Source organism: Actinomadura opuntiae, from assembly GCF_030283205.1.
Taxonomy (GTDB): Bacteria; Actinomycetota; Actinomycetes; order Streptosporangiales; family Streptosporangiaceae; genus Spirillospora.
In genome coordinates, this window is sequence record NZ_JASNWF010000017.1 from 159,834 (window position 1) to 176,212 (window position 16,379).

Sequence of the window (16,379 nt, forward strand, 5' to 3'; positions counted from 1 at the left end):
CCGTCAGAGGCGGTCGGTGATGTGCTCGGCGATCGCCAGCGACGACGTCGCGGCGGGCGACGGGGCGTTGCGGACGGTCACGATCGGGCCGAGGCGGCCGATCCGGAAGTCGTCGACGAGCGAGCCGTCCGGGTCCACGGCCTGGGCCCGGACGCCCGCGGGCGCGGCGACGACGTCGTCCGCGGTCAGCTCGGGCACGAACCCGCGCGCCTGCGCGACGAACGCCCGCTTGACCGCCGAGCCGTACAGCTCCTTCGCGCCCGTCCGCCAGTGTTGCCGCGCCAGATGCCGGAACCCGGGGAAGCGCAGCGTCTCCCACAGGTCGGCGGGGCGGACGTCGCGGCGCCGGTACCCCTCCCTGGCCAGCGCCAGCACGGCGTTCGGGCCGACGTCGACGCCGCCGTCGACGCGGCGGGTGAAGTGGACGCCGAGGAACGGGTAGCGCGGGTCGGGCACCGGGTAGATCAGGCCGCGGACGAGGTCCGTGCGGGACGGCACCAGCCGGTAGTACTCGCCCCGGAACGGGACGATCGCGGGCTCGGGGGAGTCGCCCGCCAGCCGCGCGACCCGGTCCGACTGCAGGCCCGCGCACACGATCAGCAGGTCGAGGACCAGCTCCTCGTCCGGCGACCCGACCCGGACCCGCTCGCCCGCCCGGCCGAGCCGGACGACCTCGAAGCCCAGCCGGACCTCGCCGCCGCCGTCGGTGACGTCGGCGGCGAGGGCGCGGGCCACCGCCGGGAAGTCGACGATGGCGGTGGTGGGCGAGTGCAGCGCGGCGACGCCGGCGACGTGCGGCTCGATTTCGCGCAGTTCGGCGCCCGTCAGCCGCCGCAGCCCCGGCACCCCGTTGGCGGCCGCGCGCCGTTCGATCTCCTCCAGCGGGCCGATCTCGCCCGCGTCGCGCGCGACGACGACCTTGCCGCACTCCTCGTACGGCAGGCCCTTGCCGGCGCAGTACTCCTTCAGCAGGCCGATGCCGCGGCGGCACAGGGTCGCCTTGAGCGATCCGGGCGCGTAGTAGAGGCCCGCATGGGCGACGCCGCTGTTGTGGCCCGTCTGATGGGCCGCGACGCGGGCCTCCTTGTCCAGGACCGTCACCTTCATGTCCGGCCGCGTCCGGGTCAGCCGGCGCGCGATGGCCAGCCCCAGGATCCCGGCCCCGACGACACCGACCCGTATCTCCGCCACGGCGGAATGCTACGGCCCGTCGTGCGGGCGGGCGTCGGCCGCCCGGGCGCTTGCGCCAGATGCCCGGGCCCGGGTGCCTGCTCAGCCGCCCGGGCGCTTGCGTCAGCTGCCCAGGCGCTTGCGCCCCTGGGCGCGCAGCCGCTTGCGCTGCGACGGGTCGAGCATCAGGTACCCCGCCACGGGGATGCCGAGCGCCACCAGGATGATGACGAGGCTCACCCACGCGGGCAGGATGAACAGGGTGATCAGGCCGACGACGACGCCGCCGATCGCGATCTTGGTCTGGGTCGACATCCGATACCTCCGTTTGCGGGCCGCTCACATGGTTCAACGGCCGTCCGCCGACCGCTGTTCCACGATATGTCGCGAGTCCGCGCGAAGCCAGTGCTCAGACCCGCAGCGACAGCTGCCCGCCGCCCAGGGTGCGCAGCACCTCGGCGTGCAGCCGGCCGTTGGTGCACACGACGCTGCCGCCGTCCGGGCCCGGCACGCCGGACAGGTCGGTGAACATCCCGCCGGCCTCCTCGACGATCACCTGGAGGGCGGCGAGGTCCCACAGCGACACCTCCGGCTCGGTGGAGATGTCGATCGCGCCCTCGGCGACCATCATGTGCGACCAGAAGTCGCCGAACGCCCGCGTCCGCCACACCTGCCGCGTCAGGTCGAGGAAGTGGGGGAGGCGGCCCTGCTCCTCCCAGCCGCCCAGGCTGGAGAACGACAGCGACGCGTCCGACAGCTCCGCCACCGCCGACACGGTCATCCGGGACGCCCGGGTGAGGCTGCGGCCCGTCCAGGCGCCGCCGCCGCGCGCCGCCCACCAGCGCCGGTTCAGCGACGGCGCCGACACCACGCCGACGACGATCTCGTCGTTCTCCATCAGCGCGATCAGCGTCGCCCACACCGGGACGCCGCGCACGAAGTTCTTGGTGGCGTCGATCGGGTCGATGATCCAGCACCGGTTGCCGTAGCCGGTGCGGCCGTACTCCTCGCCGAGCACCGCGTCCCGCGGCCGGGCCCGCTTCAGCGTGCCGCGGATCTGCTCCTCCACGCTGCGGTCGGCGTCGCTCACCGGCGTCAGGTCCGGCTTGGTCTCGACACTGAGGTCGAGGGCGCGGAAACGCCTGGTCGTGATGTCGTCGGCCCCGTCCGCCAGCACGTGCGCGAGACGCAGGTCATCGGAATAGCCCGCCACGGCGTGCCACGCTACCGCGATCACGCCCCGCGCCGACACACTCGCCCGTGCCGTTACCGCTTTTCGGCCGGGCCGTGAGGCGCGGCGGCCGGTCCGCGCGGCGCGCACCTGGCAGCATGGGCGCATGGCCCACGACCTACCCGGGTGGGTCGCCGAGCTCACCGACCCGCGCCGCGCGCGGACGCTCGACGAGCTCGCCGACCGCCTCGTCCCCCTGGCCGAGCACGCCATCGACGTCTCCCGCCGCCTGCAGGCCCAGCTGAACGAGCTGAACGACCCGTTCAAGCGGGAGGCGTTGTACGGGCGGGTGGAGCGGCTGAAGGCCCGCTCCGGCGAGGCGCTGGAGGAGATCACCGCGGAGATCGCCGCGTCCGGGGACGAGCGCCTCGAACGGCTCTGGGCCGACTGGGCGCGGCGCGCCGGGACCGGCGAGCGCGACGCCCGCGAGCAGGACCTGCGCCGCCGGCTGGACAGCGACGTCGTCCCCGTGCTGGCGCGCAGCCGGCAGGACGTGGCCGAGCGGGTCGCCGCGCGCACCTCCACCGCGCTGGAGGACGCGACGCAGACCCTGCTGACCCGGGTGGAGGAGCTGGCCAAGACCGTCACCGACCTGATCACCGAGGTCCTGCCGCTGGCCCGCGAGGGACTGGTGCTCGCCAGCCGGATCTCCGGGCTGTCCGCGCAGGCCCGCAAGTCCGGCCGCGGCCCGATCCCCGCCGCGCTGAAGGACGCGGGCGCCGACACCGCCCACGCGTTCGACGAGGCCGTCATGCGGCTGGAGCTGGAGTGGGCCGCGCTCGGCGCCCGCTCCGCCAGCGTGCGGGCCGCGCTGCGCGCCGCGGAGGAGAGCGCGTTCAGCCGGGTCACCGAGGAGATGACCCGCTGCGTGGAGGAGCTGGCGCCCGAGCACGTCCGCGCGCTGAACGAGGCCGAGGCCCGCGCCCGCACCCTGTTCGGCGACCCCTCCGGCGAGCCGCCCGGCTAGCGGCCGGCCGCTAGCCGGGTGCGCGGAAGGTGTTCAGGAACGTGTCGTAGACGGGCAGCGTCGCGTCCCAGTGCGCCTGGTCGGCCACCGCGATGATCTGGTACAGCGCGCCGTCGAACGCGAACACCCGCACGCGGGCGTGGGCCGGCGTCGCGTTCTTGACGAACGTGAAGTCGATCTCCGCCGCGTCCTGGCCCCGGTAGGGGACGTTCCGGCGGAAGTACACCTGCCGGTAGCCGGTGTAGCCGGAGTCCTTGTCGTCGAAGCCCTCGGCCGCCGACGCCAGCGCGTCCCCGGGGTCGCGGGAGTCGAGCAGGCCGGGCTGCACCCGCGAGACGGCCACGCCGCGCGTCACCCCCTTGGCGGGGTCGGAGAAGGTGACGTCGTCCCCGGAGCCGTCCGCCTTCCAGCCGTCGGGGACCGCCGCCACGAACGCCGACCCCTGGTACTGGTGGTATCCGGACGGGATGCCGGTGCTCGCGGTGCTCGGACTCGCGGTGCCTGGACTCGCGGTGCCCGAGGCGGACGGGGTGGCACCGCGACCGGGTTCGCCGTCACCGCCGTCGCCGACGAAGACCACGAACACGACCACGGCCGCGACCAGCGCGGCCGCCAGGACGCCCGCCGGAACGATCAGCTCCCAGCGGCGCCGCGGCCGGGGCGGCGCCGGCTCAGATCCCGGAGACGGCGGATGCGGAGAGGGCGGCCCGGGGAAGGCGGGTCCTGGCTGAGGCGGCGGCCCGGGGAAGGCGGGTCCTGGCTGAGGCGGCGGCCCGGGGAAGGCGGGTCCTGGCTGAGGCGAGGGTCCGGGCGGCAGCGTCCGTTCGCCGCCGCCTCCCATGGTCGTGTCGAGCCGGACCGGTTCCAGCACCGGCTGCGGGCCGGACGGGACCGCCGCCGCCCGCAGCAGCCGTTCCGCCTCGTCGGGGCCGATCCGGTCCGCCGCGTCCCGGCGCAGCAGCCCGCGCAGCACCGGCTCCAGCGGGCCGGCCAGCCGCGGCGGGTCCGGCTCCTCCCTGAGCAGCGCCCCCATGAGGCCGAAGATGTCCGGACGCTCGTACGGGCGGCGCCCCTCGACCGCCGCGTAGAGCGTGGCGCCGAGCGACCACAGGTCGGACGCCGGGGTGGCCTCCTCCCGGCGGGCCGTCTCCGGCGCGAGGTAGGCGGGGGAGCCGACGATCGCGCCGGTCTGCGTGAGCGTCTCGTCGCCGACGATGGTCGCGATGCCGAAGTCGGTGAGGACGGCGCGGCGGTCGGTGAGGAGCACGTTCCCCGGCTTGACGTCGCGGTGCACGACGCCCGCCCGGTGCGCCACCCGCAGCGCCTCCAGCAGGTCGAGCCCGATCCGCGCCACCCGGTCCGGGGCCAGCGGGCCCTCCCGCCGGATCACCGCGTCCAGGGCGGGGGCCCGCACCAGCTGCATCACGATCCAGGGCCGGCCGTCCTCCTCGACGACGTCGTAGACGGTGACGATGCCGTGGTGCTGGCCGAGGCTCGCCGCCGACTGCGCCTCCCGCATCGTCCGCGCGTACATCCGCTCGGCCTGCGCCTCGTCCAGGCCGCGCGGCGGGGACACCTCCTTGATCGCCACCTCGCGGCGCAGCTTGGTGTCGCGGGCCCGCCACACCACGCCCATCCCGCCCCGGCCCAGCTCCTCCACAAGCTCGTAGCGGCCCTCGTGGATCGTGTGCGGCATGCGGGCGACGATACCGATGTCCCCCGTGTTGTGAAGCGCCGTTTTCGCCCGGATCGCGGCGAGTCGCCGGCAGTGGAGGGCTACTCCGGCTCGCCCTCCCGGCTGGCGAGCAGCCGGCGCAGCGAGTCCAGCCGGGCCCGGCTGGCGTGCCCGTCCGCCACCCATCCGTCCAGGCCGCAGGCCTCCTGCAGGTGGTCGCAGAGCGGCGGGCAGCGCTCCGCCGCGCCCTCCGCCAGGTCCTCGAACGCGTTGATCACGTTCTCCGGCTCGACGTGCGCCAGCCCGAAGCTGCGCACCCCCGGGGTGTCGATGATCCAGCCGTCCCCGCCGGGCAGCTCCAGCGCGATCGCCGACGACGAGGTGTGCCGGCCCCGCCCGGTCACCGCGTTCACATGGCTCACGGCGCGTTCCGCGTCCGGGACCAGCGCGTTGACCAGCGTGGACTTGCCGACCCCCGAGTGGCCGACGAGCACGCTCATCCGGCCGGACAGGTGCCCGCGCAGCTCCGCCAGGTCGCCGCCGCGCCGCGTCACCACGTACGGGACGCCGAGCGGCGCGTACTCGGCGACGAGCTCGGCGGGGTCGGCGAGGTCGGCCTTGGTGAGGCAGAGCAGCGGGTCCATGCCGGCGTCGTAGCCGGCGACGAGCTGCCGGTCGATCATCCGGGGCCGCGGCTCCGGATCGGCCAGCGCCGTCACGATCACCAGCTGCTCGGCGTTCGCCACGATGATCCGCTCGAACGGGTCGGTGTCGTCGGCGGTGCGGCGCAGCGACGACGTCCGCGGCTCCACCCGGACGATCCTGGCCAGCGTGTCCGGCGCGCCCGACACGTCCCCGACCAGCGCGACCCGGTCGCCGACCACCACGCCCTTGCGGCCGAGCTCGCGGGCGCGCATCGCGACGACGGCCCGCTCGCCGCGGGCCCCGCCGTCCACCAGGCAGCGGTACCGGCCCCGGTCCACCGCCGTCACGAAACCGGAGGAGGCGTCCTCGTGCGCCGGGCGGCGGCGGGTGCGCGGCCGCGACCCGCGGCGCCCGGGCCGCACCCGGACGTCGTCCTCGTCGTAGTCCTGTACTCGTCGTGCCAGTGGTCCGTCCCCGTTCTCAGGCGGACGCCGGCATCGACGTCCACAGCTCGGTGAAGCCTGGAAGTGTCTTGCCCACCGTGCCCGGATTCTCCACCTCGACGCCCGGGACGGCCAGGCCCAGCACCGCCGCAGCCATCACCATCCGGTGGTCGTCGTAGGTGCGGAACACGCCGCCGTGCAGCGCGCGGGGCCGGATCTCCAGGCCGTCGGGCAGCTCCCGCGCGTCGCCGCCGAGCCCGTTGATCTCGGTGACGAGCGCCGCCAGCCGGTCGGTCTCGTGGCCGCGCAGGTGCGCGATCCCGGTCAGCCGGGACGGGGAGTCGGCCAGCGCGGCGAGCGCCGCGAGCACCGGGGTCAGCTCCCCGACGTCGTGCAGGTCGGCGTCCAGCCCGGAGAACCCGCCGGGCCCGCGGACGGTCAGCCCGTCCGGCCCGAGCGTCACCTCCGCGCCCATCCGGGCGAGCAGGCCGCGCAGCGCGTCGCCCGGCTGCGTCGTCTCCGCCGGCCAGTCCGGGACGGTCACGCGCCCGCCGGTGACCAGCGCCGCGCCGAGGAACTGCGCCGCGTTCGACAGGTCGGGCTCGATCACCCATTCGCCGCCGCGGACCGGCCCCGGCGCGACCCGCCAGAGGTTCTCCTCGGTCTCGACCGTCACCCCGCGCTCGCGGAGCATCGCCACGGTCATCGCCAGATGCGGCGCGGACGGCACCGGCGGCCCCTCGTGCCGGACCTCCACGCCCTTGTCGAACCGCGCCGCCGCCAGCAGCAGCCCCGACACCAGCTGCGACGACCCCGACGCGTCGATCGTCACCGGACCGCCGCCGACCGAGCCGGTGCCGTGCACGGTGAACGGCAGCGCGCCGCGCCCGCCGTCGTCGATCGCGACGCCGAGCGCGCGCAGCGCGGCGATGATCGGGCCCATCGGGCGCTTGCGGGCGTACGGGTCGCCGTCGATCGCGACCTCGCCGGCGGCCAGCGCCGCGACGGGCGGGACGAACCGCATCACCGTCCCGGCGAGCCCGGTGTCCACCCGCGCGGGTCCGCGCAGTTCACCCGGAACGGTCTGCCAGTCGGCGGAGTCCTCGTCGATGTTCGCCCCCAGCGCGCGCAGCGCGTCCGCCATCAGCTCGGTGTCGCGGCTGTGCAGCGGCCGGGTGATGCGCACCGGATCCTCGGCGAGCGCCGCGAGGATCAGCGCCCGGTTGGTCATCGACTTGGAGCCGGGCAGCCGGACCGTGGCGTCGATCGGGCCGCCGGCGACCGGGGCCTTCCAGTGCGGAGAGGGCATGCCCCAAGGTTATCGGGCGCGCGCGAGGGCCGGGCGAACCGGTTTCCGGGTCAGAGGGGGATGGTGAGCAGGGTCCCGCCGCCGTCCACGACCACCTGGAAGCGGCTGATCTCGGTGCGCGACAGCGCCGTCGCGCCCTGCATGGTGAGCGGTTTCGGGGATCCAGGGACGCCGTAGCCGGGCGCGGGAACGCGCCATCCGCCGACGACCGTCCGCGCGCCCGACGCCGACACCGCCTCCAGATGGCACCTCAGGGGGCCCTTGACCTTCGTCAGCTCGAAGCTGATCTGCGTGCCCCACTTCTTGTTCACGAGCCCGACAGTGCCGGACGCGCCCGTCCGCGCGTCGGTCGCCTGGTGCCGCTCGCCCACGATCGCCTGCGGCTGCGGCGGCGGCTTCTCCTCGTCGCCGCCCAGCGTCGTCCCGACGCCGACGCCGACCGCCACCAGCGCGGCGGCCGCCGCCGCGCCCGCCGCGTACGCCAAGCGCCGCGTCCGCCGGTCCCGGGCCTGCTTGCGCCGGACGAGGTCGATCACCGGCGCGGGCGGCCTCGCCGGCTCACCCGGCGGCTCGGCCGCCGCCGGGTCGATCCCGGAGAGCGCCTCGGCCATCGCGCCCATCTCGCGCAGCTCGGCCAGGCAGGCGCCGCACCCCGCCAGATGCGCCTCGAAGGCCCGCCGATCATCGGCTTCGAGAAGCCCCAGCGCGTAGGCGCCGACGTCGGTGTGCTCGACCTGGGAACTCATGAGGTCACCCCCCTCTCCTCCAAGGCGACGCGCAGGGCGCGCAGCGCGTAGTACACCCGGGACTTCACCGTGCCGACCGGGATGCCGAGGTGCTCGGCGGCCTGGTTCACCGTCCGGTCGCGCAGCACCGTCTCGGTCAGCGCCTGCCGGTGCGCGGGCGACAGCGAGGCCAGCGCCTCGGTCACGACGACCTTGCGCAGCAGGCCGTCCATCTCGTCCGCCATCGGGAGGTTCTCCAGGGGGGCGTCGCCGACCTCGGGCGGCCGGACGTCGCGGTACCGCCGGTCGTCGATCACGATACGCCGGGCCACCGTGGCGAGCCAGGGCATCAGCGAGGACGAGCGGACGTCCAGCCGGTCGGCGCTGCGCCACGCCCGGATCATCGTCTCCTGCGCGACGTCCTCGGCCCACTGCCGGTCGCCGCCGGTCAGCCGCAGCACGAACGACAGCAGCGGCCGCTGGTACTCCCGGTACAGCCGCGCCACCAGCTCCTCGCCCTCCGGTGCGGGGCGCGGGCCGCCGTCCGGGCCGGGCCTGCGGAGCAGGCTCCGCAGGCCGCCGGTCCGGCGGGTCGATCCGGGTACTGCCATGGCCGGGCGTCTCCGTGTCGGTCGAAGAACCCACGAGCGGGCGGTCACCAGGCAGTACGCGGGCGACCCTGCACGCGGTTCAACCGATTTGAGACCGCGTTAAGGCTTCCTTCGGGAACCGGGCGCTCGGGCGGTCAGTGCTTGACGGCCTGGAGCACCTTGCCCGCCTGCACCGCCGTGCCGCTGCCGACCGTCCGGCCGGCCTTCGCGGCCCTGGCGGCCTGCGCGCTGGTCTGGGCCTTCACGGTCTTGCCGGCCTGGGACGCCATGCCGGACGCCTTGCCGGACGCCCAGCCGGCCTTCCCGGCGGCCTTGCCGCCCTTCAGGCCGAACCGGCCGCCCTTGCGGGACGCCTTGCCGAGCTTCAGCCCGGCGAGCAGCGCGCCGCCCCGGCCGGAGGCCCGCCCGGAGCTCCGGCCGAGCTTCATGCCGAGCTTGGCGCCGCCGCCCCGGCCCGACTTCGCGGCCTTGGCGGCCTGCGTCGCGGCGCCGGCCTTGAGGGACTTGCCGGCCTGCGTCATCACGCCGGACGCCTTGCCGGACGCCTTCCCGGCCTTGGCGGACGCCTTGCCGAGCTTGGCGCCGAGCAGGGCACCGCCGCCGCTGCCGGCCTTCGCGGCCTTCGCGGCCCGCTTGGCCGCCTTCCGGCCGCCCTCGGCGCGGGCCACGCGGACCTGCCGGGACGCCTCGCGGCGGGCCTCCCGCAGCGTCGCCGCGGCCTCCTTGCGCATCGCCTTGGCCTCGGCGCCGGTCCTGATCTGCGACTCGCGGGCGACGCGGCGCAATTCGGCCAGCCGCGGCGCGCGGCGCGGCTGCGTCGCCGACATCAGCAGCGCGCCGAACAGGGCGCCGTTCTTCAGCAGGTGGGCGCGCTCGTCGGCGCGCCGCTCGGGGTCGTCCTCGGTCCAGTAGCGGTGCTCGGTCGCCAGGGCGGGCACCATCTGCGCGGCCAACAGCAGCGTCGTCAGCCGGCGGAACTTGCCCATGACCAGCAGCGCGCCGGTGCCCAGGCTGATCGCGCCCTCGATCCGGACGAGGGTCTCGGGGTCCTTCGGCATCCAGTCGATCCGGTCGGCGATCGGCTTCACCGACGGCCCGACCTGCTCGGCGCGCGGGCGCGGATCGCGGACCGCCTCCAGACCGGTCATGATGAACGGGGCCGCCACCAGGGGGCGGGCCAGGGTCTCGATGGGTCGCATGACCCGCTACATGCCCGCCACAAGGCGCCTCAAGCGCGGCAGTATGGGGACCATGTGCGGTCGATATGCCACCACCCGTGCGCGTCAGGAGCTTCTGGACGAGTTCCAGGTGCAGGTCGACGCGGCCGGCGGGGAGATCCAGCCCGACTACAACGTCGCCCCGACCAAGCAGGTCCCCGCCGTCCTGAACCGGCGCCCGAAGGACGCCGGCGACGGCGAGGAGGAGGCGGTGCGCCAGCTCCGCACGCTCCGCTGGGGCCTGGTCCCGTCGTGGGCCAAGGATTTGTCGATCGGCTCCCGCATGATCAACGCGCGGGTCGAGACCGTCCACGAGAAGCCGTCGTACCGGCGGGCGTTCGCCAAGCGGCGCTGCCTGCTGCCCGCCGACGGCTACTTCGAGTGGTACACGCTCGAATCCCCGGACGACCCGGCGGAGGGGGAGAAGAAGGCGAAGAGGAAGCCGCAGAAGCAGCCGTTCTTCATCCGCCCCAAGGACGGCGCCGTGATGGCGATGGCGGGGCTCTACGAACTGTGGAAGCCGCGCGACGACGAGGACGCCGACTGGCTGTGGACGTGCACGGTGATCACCACGAACGCGCCCGACGACCTCGGCCGCATCCACGACCGGATGCCGATGATCGTCGAGCCCGACCGGTGGGACGCCTGGCTCGACCCGGAGCTGACCGATCCCGAGCGGGTGCGCGGGCTGCTGGTCCCCGCGATGGCCGGCACGATGGACGCCTATCCGGTGTCGAAAGCGGTCAACAGCGTGAAAAACAACGGGCCGGAACTCATAGAACCGTCCGGCAACGGGGATAGTTCCGACAACCATTCCGGCTCTCTGTTCTGACCGGTTCCGACCGCCGCCCGGCCCTCCCGGCGCCGGCGGCCGGGACCGGAAGCGCCATTGCCGGACGGCATTGCCCGGAGACCCCCACCGGGAGGAGTTCGGACCCCGTGGACGCAGCCGCAGCCCGTTCCCGCCTGCAGGCCATGATCGAGGATCTGGATCGCTCCATCGCCATTCTGCGCGGGGAGAGCCCGGAGCGCGACCACTCCCCGGCGGACGCGGGCTCCGGCCTTTCCGACCGCGACCGCGTCGAGGCCGCGGTCGACTCGCTGCGCCGGCACCGCGCCGCCGTCCAGGCCGCCCTCGACCGCGTCGGCGCGGGCACCTACGGGCAGTGCGTCGGCTGCGGCCGCCCGGTCCCCGAAGGCCGCCTGGAGGCCCGTCCGGACGCCGCGCGCTGCGTGCCCTGCCAGGCCCGGCACGACCGGCGGGGGCGCTGAGCCGTCCGGTGGCTGCGGGCTAGAGCCGCTTGGCGCTGGCGAGGAGGTGGAAGCCCAGCGACTCGTCCCCGGGCGGGGCGTTCAGCTCGGTGCGGACCAGGCGGGGCAGCGCGTCCGGGGACGAGGCCAGGACGTGCTCGACGGTCGACGGGGACAGCGCCGTGCGCGGCCGGATCCAGCAGACCTCCAGCCCGACCTCGGCGAGGAGCTCGCGGAGCTGGTCCGCGCCGAAGCAGCGGGTGATCGTCCCGTCCGGCCACGGCACCAGGACGACCTCGGCGCTCGGCACGTCCGACAGGTGCGCCCAGTGGCTCTGCTCGGCCAGCAGCGCCATCCCGAGGGTCAGGGAGTCCACGCACAGCAGGACGCGGCCGCCCGGCCGCAGCACGCGGGCGATCTCGGCGATCGTCTCCTCGGTGGCCAGGTGCCGCGACAGCACCCGGTTCTCGGCGAGGACGGCGTCCACGGACGCGTCGCCGAGGAAGGCGAGCGACCCCGAGTCCCCGAAGACCTTGACCGTCCCACCCCCGGAGCCGGCCCGGCCGTCGCCGGACGCCCCGTCCGCCGGCGCCCCGGCCGTGCGGCGGGCGAGCAGGGGGTCGCGGACCTCGACGACCGCGTGGCCGGCCCCGGCGGCGCGCTCCGCGCAGCGGCCGTGGTCGCCGGAGATGTCGAGGACGCGCGACGGCCTGCGCGGCAGCCAGCGCGTCAGCTGCGCGTCGGCCACCGCCCAGTAGAACCTCCAGTAGCGCGCCAGCGCGTCGCCCTCGGGGGATCCGCGCAGGCTGGCGATGGTGGGCTCGGGAGGTCGCGCCGGCACCGGTAGCAACGGTTTGCTCCTGTTCTCGCCGTGTATGTGGGTTCTTTCCCCGCCAGGGCCCGGTCATCACCCTCCGTGCAGGCCGGGGGCGGCCGGGCCCGCGCGGGGACCTCCGGAACCTTTTCCGCGCGGGGCCCCCGGTCGGGGAATCGGCGGGCGGGTCCCGGCGTTGCACCGTCTCATAACCGTCCGCATCGCGGCGGGTCTCAGGACGAGTACAGCGGAGGTGCAGGCCGATGACCACAGCCGTTGCCGATCACCCGCGCGGCGCGGGGGCGGTGGCCCCGCCCGGCGGCGCACGCGCCCCCGGGGGCGTGCTGAGGCAGCGCGGCCCGATATCGTCTGTGGGGTACGACGCCAGCCGGCCGGCCACGGCCAAGGGCGCCACAGTCAAGGGGGTGGGTCAGGTACCGGGCACCACGGAGACCGTTGAACAGCGCCAGGAGCGGTTCCAGCGCGACGTGCTGCCGTTCCTGGATCAGCTGTACTCGGCCGCGCTGCGCATGACGCGCAACCCGGCGGACGCCGAGGATCTCGTGCAGGAGACCTTCGCCAAGGCGTTCGCGTCCTTCCACCAGTTCAAGGAAGGCACCAACCTCAAGGCGTGGCTGTACCGCATCCTGACCAACACGTTCATCAACTCCTACCGCAAGCGGCAGCGGCAGCCGCAGCAGTCGGCGACCGAGGAGATCGAGGACTGGCAGCTCGCGCGCGCCGAGTCGCACACCTCCAGCGGGCTGAAGTCCGCCGAGGCCGAGGCGCTGGAGCACCTGCCCGACTCGGACGTGAAGCGGGCGCTGCAGGAGCTGCCCGAGGAGTTCCGCATCGCCGTCTACCTCGCCGACGTCGAGGGCTTCGCCTACAAGGAGATCGCCGACATCATGGGCACGCCCATCGGCACCGTGATGTCGCGCCTCCACCGCGGCCGCCGGCAGTTGCGCGGCATGCTGGAGGACTACGCTCAGGACCGCGGCCTGACGCGCGCCACCGGGGGGCCGGCATGAGCCGGGAACGCGCCGGACGCGCAGAGCGGAGCGACATGCCGGACACCGCGCCCCGGCGCGGCGCGGTGAGCGAGAGGGGTGCGTGAGCCATGAGCTGTGGCGACCACCACGAGACGTCCTGCGACGAGGTCCTCGCACGCGTCTACAGCTACCTTGACGGCGAACTCGACCAGGGCGGCTGCGGCGAGGTGCGCGAGCACCTCGACGAGTGCGGGCCCTGCCTGCGCGAGTACGGCCTGGAAGAGGCCGTCAAGAAGATCGTGAGCAAGTCCTGCGGCTGCGAGCAGGCGCCGGCCGACCTGCGCTCGAAGGTGCTCGGCCGGATCGAGGAGATCTGCGGCGAGATCAAGGCCTCCGACAACGCGGGCGCCTCCGGGTCCGCCTGATCGCTCGGGTCCGCCTGACCGCCTGACCGCTCCGGGCCCGGGGACTGTCGTCCGGAGCGGGCGCGGGGGCCCCGGCCGGCCGGCGGCGGGCTGGGTATCGTGCTGGGGTGCTCGCTCTCGTCACCGGCGCGGCCGGCTTCATCGGGTCCCATCTCGTCGACCGGCTCCTCGCCGACGGCCATGAGGTCGTCGGCGTGGACGACCTGTCGTCGGGCGCCAACCTCAACCCGGCGATCGAGCTGTGGCGGATGGACGTGGCCGACCCGGCGCTGGCCGAGCGCGTCGCGGCGCGCCGTCCCGAGGTGGTCTGCCATCTCGCGGCGCAGGTGAGCGTGCGCGCCAGCGTGGCCGACCCGCTGCACGACGCGCGGGTCAACGCGGTGGGCACGGCGAATGTGCTGGAGGCGGCGCGGGCGGCGGGGAGCCGCAAGGTCGTGTTCACCTCCAGCTGCGCGGTCTACGGGGTGCCGGACGCGCTGCCCGTTCCGCCGGACGCGCCGCTGCGCCCCGCGTCGCCGTACGCGGCCTCCAAGGTGTCGGGCGAGGTGTACGCCGGGATGTACAAGGCCCTGCACGGCCTGGACTACACGACGCTGACGCTGGCGAACGTCTACGGGCCGAGGCAGACGCCCGAGGGCGAGGCCGGCGTGATCTCGATCTTCACCGACGCGCTGCTGGCGGGCCGTCCGACGCGGGTGTTCGGGGACGGCAAGCAGACCCGCGACTACGTGTACGTCCTGGACGTGGTGGACGCGTTCGCGCGCGCCACGGGCGAGGCGGGCGGCGGCGGGCGGTTCAACGTGGGGACGGGGCTGCAGACCACCGACCGGGACCTGCACGCGCTCGTCGCCGCCGCGGTGGGCGCGCCGGACGAGCCGGAGTTCGCGCCGCCGCGCCTGGGCGACCTGCCCGCGATGGCGGTGGACCCGGGGCCGACGCGTGCGGCGCTCGGCTGGGAGCCGCGGGTGAGCCTGGTGGACGGTCTCGCCGAGACGGCCGCCTGGGCCCGCGGGCGCACCGCCTGAGTGCCGGAGACCTGTGGGAATGCGGGTTTGGCGCCATTGATGCGTTGATTCCGGCCGATTTAAGAATGCCATTTGCAGATGCACGTGCATTGAGATTGTGCAGAGGCATTGTGCGGGTACGCTGGGTGCATTGACCTGGGCAATTGATCACTTAAAGTGACACTTGCTTCACGCTTTGCTCACGATTCCCCGCATGCCTGTGTGACCTGGGCAGTTCGCGTTAGGCTTGGGCCGAAATCAGCGACGGGAACGCGTGCACGCCCCGGGAATTCGGGGTATGTGCGGTTCCGGGAGACCGGGGCCGCGCGGTTCCGGCGGGCCGGCCGCGCGCCGGCCGACCCGGTCAGACGGGGGGAGGCGGAAGCCATGCTCAAGCAGGACGTTCCGGCCGGACGCGGCCGGTGCCCGGGCGCCGCGGTGTCGTCGCTGATGATGCCCGAGGGCGTTTCCTGGGTCTAGTGCCGGCAGGCACGCTCGATCCCGGCGGCGGCCCGCTCGTTCGTCACTCCCGAAGGGGCGGCAATGCGTGGACTACCTCTCGCTGCCTGGGCGTACGTGTGCGGTGTGGTCGCGCTCGCGGCCGCGGCCATCGCCACGTCGTCCTTCGCGGGGGTGGACTGGACCAAGCTGGCCGTGCTGGCCCTGCTGTTCCTGATCTGCGACTCGGCGCCCGCCCGGCTGAACGTGGAGCGGGCCCGGGTCTCGCTCAGCTTCGCCGCGAGCCTGGCCGGGGTCGTGCTGCTCGGCCCGTCCGGCGCGGCGCTGCTCGGCCTCAGCGCCCTGGTCACCGGGCAGCGGTTCTTCGCGCCGGAGAAGCGCGCCTTCAACGGCGCCCAGTTCGCGCTCAGCGGCTTCTGCGCCGGCACGGTCTTCGACCTGCTCGGCGGTGACCGGTTCCATCCCGAGCAGGCCCGCTGGGTGGAGAACGTGATCGGCCCGTTCCTCGGCGCCCTGGTCACCTTCGTCCTGGTCAACCTGCTGCTGATGGCCGGGGTGCTGCTGCTGTCGCGGCAGGCCGACCCGCGCGAGCTGCTGCACGAGAGCGGCCAGCTCGCCGTCGGCTGCCTCGGCTACGGCATGGTCGGGCTGCTGATCGCCGGGCTGTGGCCGCGGATCGGCGCCTTCGCCGCCGTGCTGGTGCTGCTGCCGCTGTTCATCGCCCGGTGGGCGATGGACCAGGCGTACGCCCAGCAGCAGGCGCACGCCGCCACCCTCGCCGCGCTCTGCCAGGCCGTCGAGACCAAGGACTACTACACCCGCGGCCACTCCGAGCGGGTCTCCCGCGGCTCGGTGATGATCGCCCAGGAGATCGGCATGCGCGCCGACCGGGTCGAGGCGATCCGGTACGCGGGCATGCTGCACGACGTCGGCAAGCTCGGCGTGCCGACCAAGGTGCTGCAGAAGTCGGGCTCGCTCACCGAGGAGGAGTTCGCCGCGATCCAGCTGCACCCGATGCGCGGGCTGGAGATCGTCCGGGAGATCGGGTTCCTGGACGAGGCGCTCGCCGGGATCATGCACCACCACGAGAAGGTGAACGGCCGCGGCTACCCGATGGGCCTGGCCGGCGACGAGATCCCCGAGTTCGCCCGGGTGATCTCCGTCGCGGACGCGTTCGACTCGATGACCTCGACCCGCTCCTACCGGGCGGCCCGCACCGTGGGCGAGGCCGTGGCGGAGCTGCGCCGCGGCATGGGCGACCACTTCGACCCGGTGATGGTGGAGGCGTTCCTGCGCGCGCTGGACCGGGACGGCTGGGAGCCGCCGCGGCCGGTCGTGCTGCCGGACGACGACGTCGTCGAGACCACCCAGCAGGACCACGACGACCCGAGCGCGCCCCTGCGGGTCGCCGGAGACGAAGCACGGCGGTGACCGGACCCCC

17 protein-coding genes are annotated in these 16,379 nt (G+C 74.4%); 7 read left to right on the top strand and 10 right to left on the bottom strand.

The genetic code is table 11. The features are described from left to right. Positions 1-3 precede the first annotated feature (3 nt). The 3 genes from lhgD to hisN all read right to left on the bottom strand — a co-directional run bounded on the left by lhgD (position 4) and on the right by hisN (position 2,383). Entirely contained in the window at positions 4-1,191 is a 1,188-nt protein-coding gene (gene lhgD / locus QP089_RS33135; protein WP_285917016.1) for an L-2-hydroxyglutarate dehydrogenase, read from the bottom strand. A gap of 102 nt (positions 1,192-1,293) precedes the next feature. Next, positions 1,294-1,485 (bottom strand): tail-anchor membrane protein, encoded by a 192-nt coding sequence (locus QP089_RS33140; protein ID WP_285917018.1) that lies wholly within the window; start codon positions 1,483-1,485, stop codon positions 1,294-1,296. A gap of 94 nt (positions 1,486-1,579) precedes the next feature. Then, positions 1,580-2,383, bottom strand: a complete 804-nt coding sequence (gene hisN / locus QP089_RS33145; protein ID WP_285917020.1) for a histidinol-phosphatase — start codon at positions 2,381-2,383, stop codon at positions 1,580-1,582. Between the two features lie 124 nt (positions 2,384-2,507). Between hisN and QP089_RS33150 the strand changes: the two genes are divergently transcribed. Then, positions 2,508-3,368, top strand: a complete 861-nt coding sequence (locus QP089_RS33150; RefSeq protein WP_285917022.1) for a hypothetical protein — start codon at positions 2,508-2,510, stop codon at positions 3,366-3,368. Positions 3,369-3,378: 10 nt separating this feature from the next. Here the strand turns inward: QP089_RS33150 and QP089_RS33155 are convergent, their stop codons facing one another. From QP089_RS33155 to QP089_RS33180, 6 genes are all read right to left on the bottom strand, one after another. Then, entirely contained in the window at positions 3,379-5,064 is a 1,686-nt protein-coding gene (locus tag QP089_RS33155; RefSeq protein ID WP_285917024.1) for a serine/threonine-protein kinase, read from the bottom strand. An 80-nt stretch (positions 5,065-5,144) separates the two neighbouring features. Beyond that, the gene (gene rsgA / locus QP089_RS33160) at positions 5,145-6,110 is read right to left on the bottom strand and encodes a ribosome small subunit-dependent GTPase A (RefSeq protein ID WP_285917025.1); all 966 of its coding nucleotides are present in this window, start codon (positions 6,108-6,110) and stop codon (positions 5,145-5,147) included. A gap of 58 nt (positions 6,111-6,168) precedes the next feature. Continuing rightward, the gene (aroA, locus tag QP089_RS33165; protein WP_285917027.1) at positions 6,169-7,440 is read right to left on the bottom strand and encodes a 3-phosphoshikimate 1-carboxyvinyltransferase; all 1,272 of its coding nucleotides are present in this window, start codon (positions 7,438-7,440) and stop codon (positions 6,169-6,171) included. Positions 7,441-7,490: 50 nt separating this feature from the next. Then, entirely contained in the window at positions 7,491-8,186 is a 696-nt protein-coding gene (locus QP089_RS33170; RefSeq protein ID WP_285917029.1) for an anti-sigma factor family protein, read from the bottom strand. Beyond that, the gene (locus QP089_RS33175; protein ID WP_446474105.1) at positions 8,183-8,776 is read right to left on the bottom strand and encodes a sigma-70 family RNA polymerase sigma factor; all 594 of its coding nucleotides are present in this window, start codon (positions 8,774-8,776) and stop codon (positions 8,183-8,185) included. The genes QP089_RS33170 and QP089_RS33175 overlap by 4 nt, the downstream gene beginning before the upstream one ends. Before the next feature lie 134 nt (positions 8,777-8,910). Further along, entirely contained in the window at positions 8,911-9,975 is a 1,065-nt protein-coding gene (locus QP089_RS33180; protein ID WP_285917031.1) for a DoxX family protein, read from the bottom strand. Between the two features lie 52 nt (positions 9,976-10,027). Between QP089_RS33180 and QP089_RS33185 the strand changes: the two genes are divergently transcribed. Both QP089_RS33185 and QP089_RS33190 read left to right on the top strand, forming a co-directional pair. Beyond that, entirely contained in the window at positions 10,028-10,825 is a 798-nt protein-coding gene (locus QP089_RS33185; RefSeq protein WP_285917033.1) for an SOS response-associated peptidase, read from the top strand. Between the two features lie 107 nt (positions 10,826-10,932). After that, a complete protein-coding gene (locus QP089_RS33190; protein ID WP_285917034.1) occupies positions 10,933-11,265 on the top strand; it encodes a TraR/DksA family transcriptional regulator in 333 nt (110 codons plus the stop codon). 19 nt (positions 11,266-11,284) lie between these two features. Here the strand turns inward: QP089_RS33190 and QP089_RS33195 are convergent, their stop codons facing one another. Then, entirely contained in the window at positions 11,285-12,085 is an 801-nt protein-coding gene (locus tag QP089_RS33195) for a class I SAM-dependent methyltransferase (RefSeq protein ID WP_285917036.1), read from the bottom strand. A gap of 398 nt (positions 12,086-12,483) precedes the next feature. Here QP089_RS33195 and QP089_RS33200 point away from each other — a divergent pair, with 398 nt between their 5' ends. The 4 genes from QP089_RS33200 (at position 12,484) to QP089_RS33215 (ending at position 16,369) form a co-directional block, all read left to right on the top strand. Then, a complete protein-coding gene (locus QP089_RS33200; protein WP_151541343.1) occupies positions 12,484-13,089 on the top strand; it encodes a sigma-70 family RNA polymerase sigma factor in 606 nt (201 codons plus the stop codon). An 89-nt stretch (positions 13,090-13,178) separates the two neighbouring features. Continuing rightward, positions 13,179-13,475, top strand: coding sequence for a mycothiol system anti-sigma-R factor (rsrA, locus tag QP089_RS33205; protein WP_285917040.1), 297 nt, complete (start codon positions 13,179-13,181; stop codon positions 13,473-13,475). Between the two features lie 107 nt (positions 13,476-13,582). After that, positions 13,583-14,500: an NAD-dependent epimerase/dehydratase family protein gene (locus QP089_RS33210; protein WP_285917042.1), complete on the top strand. Its 918-nt coding sequence runs from the start codon at positions 13,583-13,585 to the stop codon at positions 14,498-14,500. A 522-nt stretch (positions 14,501-15,022) separates the two neighbouring features. Further along, entirely contained in the window at positions 15,023-16,369 is a 1,347-nt protein-coding gene (locus QP089_RS33215; protein WP_285917044.1) for an HD-GYP domain-containing protein, read from the top strand. Positions 16,370-16,379: the final 10 nt, after the last annotated feature.